Annotated in this window: 4 protein-coding genes; all 4 read left to right on the top strand. The window is 48.3% G+C overall.

Annotated features, from left to right (window positions below; all coding sequences use genetic code 11):
- The first annotated feature begins 87 nt into the window (after positions 1–87).
- The 4 genes from Q1A69_RS19740 to Q1A69_RS19725 all read left to right on the top strand — a co-directional run bounded on the left by Q1A69_RS19740 (position 88) and on the right by Q1A69_RS19725 (position 4,544).
- Positions 88–378 carry a hypothetical protein gene (locus tag Q1A69_RS19740; protein WP_299589519.1) on the top strand — a complete coding sequence of 97 codons (291 nt, stop codon included), beginning with the start codon at positions 88–90 and terminating at the stop codon, positions 376–378.
- Between the two features lie 5 nt (positions 379–383).
- Positions 384–734: an IS66 family insertion sequence element accessory protein TnpB gene (gene tnpB / locus Q1A69_RS19735; RefSeq protein WP_299589517.1), complete on the top strand. Its 351-nt coding sequence runs from the start codon at positions 384–386 to the stop codon at positions 732–734.
- Between the two features lie 68 nt (positions 735–802).
- On the top strand, positions 803–2,383 hold the full coding sequence (locus Q1A69_RS19730; RefSeq protein WP_299589514.1) for an IS66 family transposase: 1,581 nt from the start codon (positions 803–805) through the stop codon (positions 2,381–2,383).
- Positions 2,384–2,747: 364 nt separating this feature from the next.
- Positions 2,748–4,544: a hypothetical protein gene (locus Q1A69_RS19725; protein WP_299589511.1), complete on the top strand. Its 1,797-nt coding sequence runs from the start codon at positions 2,748–2,750 to the stop codon at positions 4,542–4,544.
- The last annotated feature ends 195 nt before the right edge of the window (positions 4,545–4,739 follow it).

Here is a 4,739-nt window from a genome sequence, read left to right as displayed (position 1 = left end):
ATCGTAAGCGGTACATGAACCACATTATTCTACTTGCTTTGACTGACTGGCATGATGCCCCCTCCATCAACTTCGGAGGGAAGCCCCATGAATCAGCAACAGTGGCAAACCCATATCAGGGCCTACGAAAAAAGCTCTCAATCCAAGCGCGCCTATACTCGTAAGCACAACCTAAACTACAGCCAGTTCCTCTACTGGTACCGCAAACTAACTAAACAAACGCCTGTGTCTGATACCCCCGACTTTGTTCCCGTGGATATCAAGCCTTCTGTAGTCCCTGCGGGAAACCTGGGTATATTGGAGTTCCCTAATGGCATAAAGCTGGTGATCAATAGCCCGGTATTGTTGGCGCAAATTCCTGGCCTTATGGACCTGTAAATACGATGTGGCTACCGTTTAACAGCAAAGTCTGGTTTTACCGTCAGCCCATCGATTTCAGGAAACAGATTGATGGTATTGTGCTGTTGGTGGCTGATACGTTACACAAAGATCCGACATCCGGTCAGCTCTTTGTCTTTCGCAATAAAAAAGCCGATAAAATTCGCATGCTCTACTGGGAAGATAATGGATTCTGGCTCCTGTATAAACGAAATGAACAGTCGAGGTTTATCTTTCCTGGCATTTCAAATGACGCAATGGGGTTGTCGATTTCACAGCTACAGTGGCTGCTTTCCGGGTTGGACTTTACTCAGCAAGAAGAACCAGAAAAACTCTATTTTTCACGCTTTTATTGATACGTATAGAGCCTGGAAGATAGTTCCCCATGGTATAATCCACACATAAATTAACATCGGAAAACCCAATGGCTACCGATGATACGCTACAGTGCCAGGTTGCACAGCTTACATGTGAACTCAAACTCTCGCTCCAACGATGCGAGCAGTTTGAAAAAGCTTACAGTCAGCTATTGTTTCAATTCAAACAACTGCAACGTTCTCTCTTTGGCCGGCGCTCTGAGCGATATGAAGACCCTGATGATCCCCAGGGATTACTATTCGAAAGTGCAGAAGCTCGAGATGAAGGTTCCTTAGAGGAAAATGATGCTGATGGCGACAAAGACCAGGATGATGTAGTTAGTATTGCGGCATACAAGCGTCATAAAAAAACAAAGAAGCCCTTTGCCGAACACTTACCAAGAAAAGAGGTGGTAATCCCTGTCTCAGAACAGGATAAAACCTGTGCATGTGGCTGCCAAAAGAATCTCGTTGATTACGAACGCCATGAGCGCTTGAACTACATACCCCCGGTATATGAAGTGATTGTCGAGTTGCGGGAGAAGGTTGCCTGCCCCAAAGGCTGTGCAGGCCAAATAGTTATTGCTCCCAAGCCAAAGCATATCCTGCCCAAGGGTAAGTTTACCGAATCCGTTCTAGCCCACCTCATAGCCAGCAAGCTTGATGATCGACAGCCGTTCTATCACCTGGAAAAACAGTTTGAGACCCGTGCCGGCTTTAGCTTTCCCCGTCAAACCATGGCTCGTACTGTTATCGATTGTGCTACGCCTCTACAACCACTGATCAATTTGCTAAAAGACGGCGTCATTGGCTACGATATTGGGGCTTTGGATGCCACATCACTGCAGGTTCTTAATGAACCTGGCCGGCCAGCAAGCCGAAAATCTTATGCCTACTGTTTCCGAGGTGGTCCTCCAGGAAAGGAAGCGATCCTCTACGAATATAATGCCTCGGATCAAAAAAATTTCGTAAATGACTGGTTTGCCGGCTTTAAAGGCACGCTGCATTGCGATGCTGATCCATTTTTTGAGTTGTTGTTTGAGCAGACAGCGGTAAACCCAAATCACTGTAATGCACATGCCCGAAGAAAATTTGAACCCATAGCGAGAGCGGCGCAAGAGGATGGGCTGGCAAAACGGGCAATGCAGTTTTATAAGAAACTCTATCGGGTTGAGAGGAAGGCCAAAGAGAATCAGCTGACCGCAAAGCAGCGACACAATTTGCGACAAGAGGAGTCCAAGCCGATTATGACTGCCTTTAAATGCTGGTTGGATGAGCACCAACCGCAAGTGCTACCCAAATCCCCGCTGGGAAAGGCAATGAATTACTGCCTGAAGTATTGGAGTGGGTTGTGTGCATTTCTCAACGATGGTCGCTTAGAAATCGACAATAATTTGACTGAACAGGAAATCAAACCCTTTGTCATGGCTCGAAAGAACTTCCTGTTTGCATCCTCGGTCAATGGCGCTAAAGCACTGTGCCTACACTTCAGTTTGATTCGCACTGCTAAACACCACGGCCTTGACCCCTACAGGTATTATGTGGAGGTGCTTAAGCAGATTCCTCACTGCCAGTCCGTTGAGGATTATGAGGCACTGTTACCCTGGAATATCCAACTTGAGAGAGTTGGGTTGGTCGCAGCCGCATGATATAGCGATGCTGCCCGCAAGAAGGCTGGCGCAGGCTGCACCCCACCACATTTATCGATTGGCGACACTCCTTTTTGGGCTTTTCTGGCTGGCCATTCAACGATCCAGCTTGAATGCTTCGAATAGAGTACTTACCTATGGCCTAGTAAGATCGCTTACGTATTCTGCTATCTCAAATATCAATCTGACTGGTACTATTGAGGAGAAAATAATCTAGCCAATATTCTTGCCTCCAGTGACATCCTAATCTCTACTTTTTAGGGAATATTACTCTCCCATGTGGATTGGTATATTCTACTCAAACCCGCCTTTTGACCCGTAGTATCACCCGCCATAGCGGTCTGTAGTAGAGGAAGGGATGCTTATGAAAGTCACCTCTTGTTTTGCACTCTCAATATTTCTGGCGTCACTGGTTGGACCCTGTGCCAACGCACAGTGGAGCGGAAACGATGAAGAATCCTGGGGGCACCCTGGTAAGCACTGTAAAAGGGTTAAACCCCGGTTCGATAAGCTGTTCAAAGCCCCAGTGGATGAGTGCTTTAATGGCGTAGGTGAACCCTACCCGGAGCTGGTTGACGGCATCTGCTCTGCTGGTGAACCAAAACGCAACGGCGCTCAGATCTGGGGTATGGCTGAGTCACCCCGCTTCCTCTACTGGGGCACAGGAGCAAATGTCCCTTGTACCGCACAGGCCTCTCCAAATGCCGTGTTGACGCCTATCTTTGCTCCCAACCAGGGCTGGGTTTGTGAGTTTGCAGAGGGAATACTCGCTCAAGAGAACCCGAATCTTAAAAATCTTGGTGATTGGCGTGCTCCAATGGCCTATCGCATGGATACCTGTACGCTTGAGGTAACGGAAATAACTCCTACTTACGATCCCCTGCTACAAGATACGCTGGGCTTCCGCTCCGGCGGTTATGCCGATGACGTAGTATTTCTCGCCGGTCCCGGTGGAGTTCAGGAGGGAATCGCCGGTGAAGGCGGCGGCAACAGCATCATCATGATGGCCTGGCAGGCAAGCACGGGTCGCTACCTTGGCTCCAAGCGGTTTCCCCAATACTCCAATATCCGCAAGTTCCTTAACCATGAGGGAGTTCTATATACCGGTGTGGCTGTGCAAGAATCTCTCGGTGGCACAGGGGAGGTTTTACGCTGGATGGGCAATATTCATCATCCATTCAGGTTTGAGGTCGTGGGTACAATGCAAAGTACTCCGGCTAATTTCACCGTACATGATGGTCGCCTGTTTTTCTCTACCTGGCCAACTGGCGATGCTCAGACGGGACAAATCCGTGCCTACTCTGGCATTGTAATGAGCCCCATAATACCGGAGGGTGGATTCCTGCCGGAAAATGCCAAAGAGTGGAAGGAAGTCTGGAACATTACCGAGTACGAGCCAGACCTTGTTTCCGCAGGTGCGTATGCTGGTGGTGATATTACCTCCTGGCGCGGCAAGCTCTACTGGGGCACGATTAACTTCCCGCTGGGAGGCTTTAGGGCGCATGTCCTCGCTTACGGGGAAACCTGGAACAATCCAATTGGAGAGCTGGAAACCATCATCGCGACCCATAGGGCAACAACGGTATTCCGCGGAGATCGATTTGGTAAAAAGAAACGGAAACCAAAAATTGAAGTGCTCTACGGCTACAAGGATGTTCAAGTTTGGGATCCAGACAGCAATATGTTTGTTGACAAGAATACTCTGGCAGGCCTCCCCCAATTAGGCAGAGCCGGCTTGGGGTGGCCATTTAATGTCTATACTTGGCGCCTTGGGGTAACGGGCAGCGATATGTATCTGGGAACCCTGGATGTGAGTAGGCAGTTTGCTGGCCTGATTGAAAGTGGAACCGACCCTGCCAACGAGCTCCCCGCAGAGCTACTCATGTTCTTGGAAGATGCGCTATCAAATCCCAAGACCTCTGGCGGCAAGCTCTACCGCTTCTTTTCACCAAATCGTAGAGCTATTCCAGCCACCTTTAATGGCGTTGGCAATTCAGGGAACTTTGGTTTCCGCACAATGATCAATCACCCCAGGTTTATGTGGCTCGGCACTGCAAACCCATTTAATTTGGACCCAAGGGGTGGCTGGGAGTTATATAGATTTGCCCCTATAGCTCCCGGAAAACCTAAGTGGGTCAATGACGCGGAGTTAAATCAATAAGTTTTTGGGGTGAAATATCCCCCCTATTAATTCTATTCTTTAGAAGCTTCTCACCTGAAATAGGTGAGAAGCTTTTTTATCCTTACTTTTTTAATACTAATACCAAAAACTCCCAACTGGATTCAGCCGCTGTTTTTAGTAAGCGGTACACAAACTACATACTTTAATGAATAATGTGGTTCATGTACCGCTTAC

This window comes from uncultured Microbulbifer sp., from assembly GCF_947498635.1.
GTDB classification, from domain to species: domain Bacteria; phylum Pseudomonadota; class Gammaproteobacteria; order Pseudomonadales; family Cellvibrionaceae; genus Microbulbifer; species Microbulbifer echini.
Note: the sequence above shows the minus strand (reverse complement) of the source record. Positions and strands in the feature narration are given on the sequence as shown.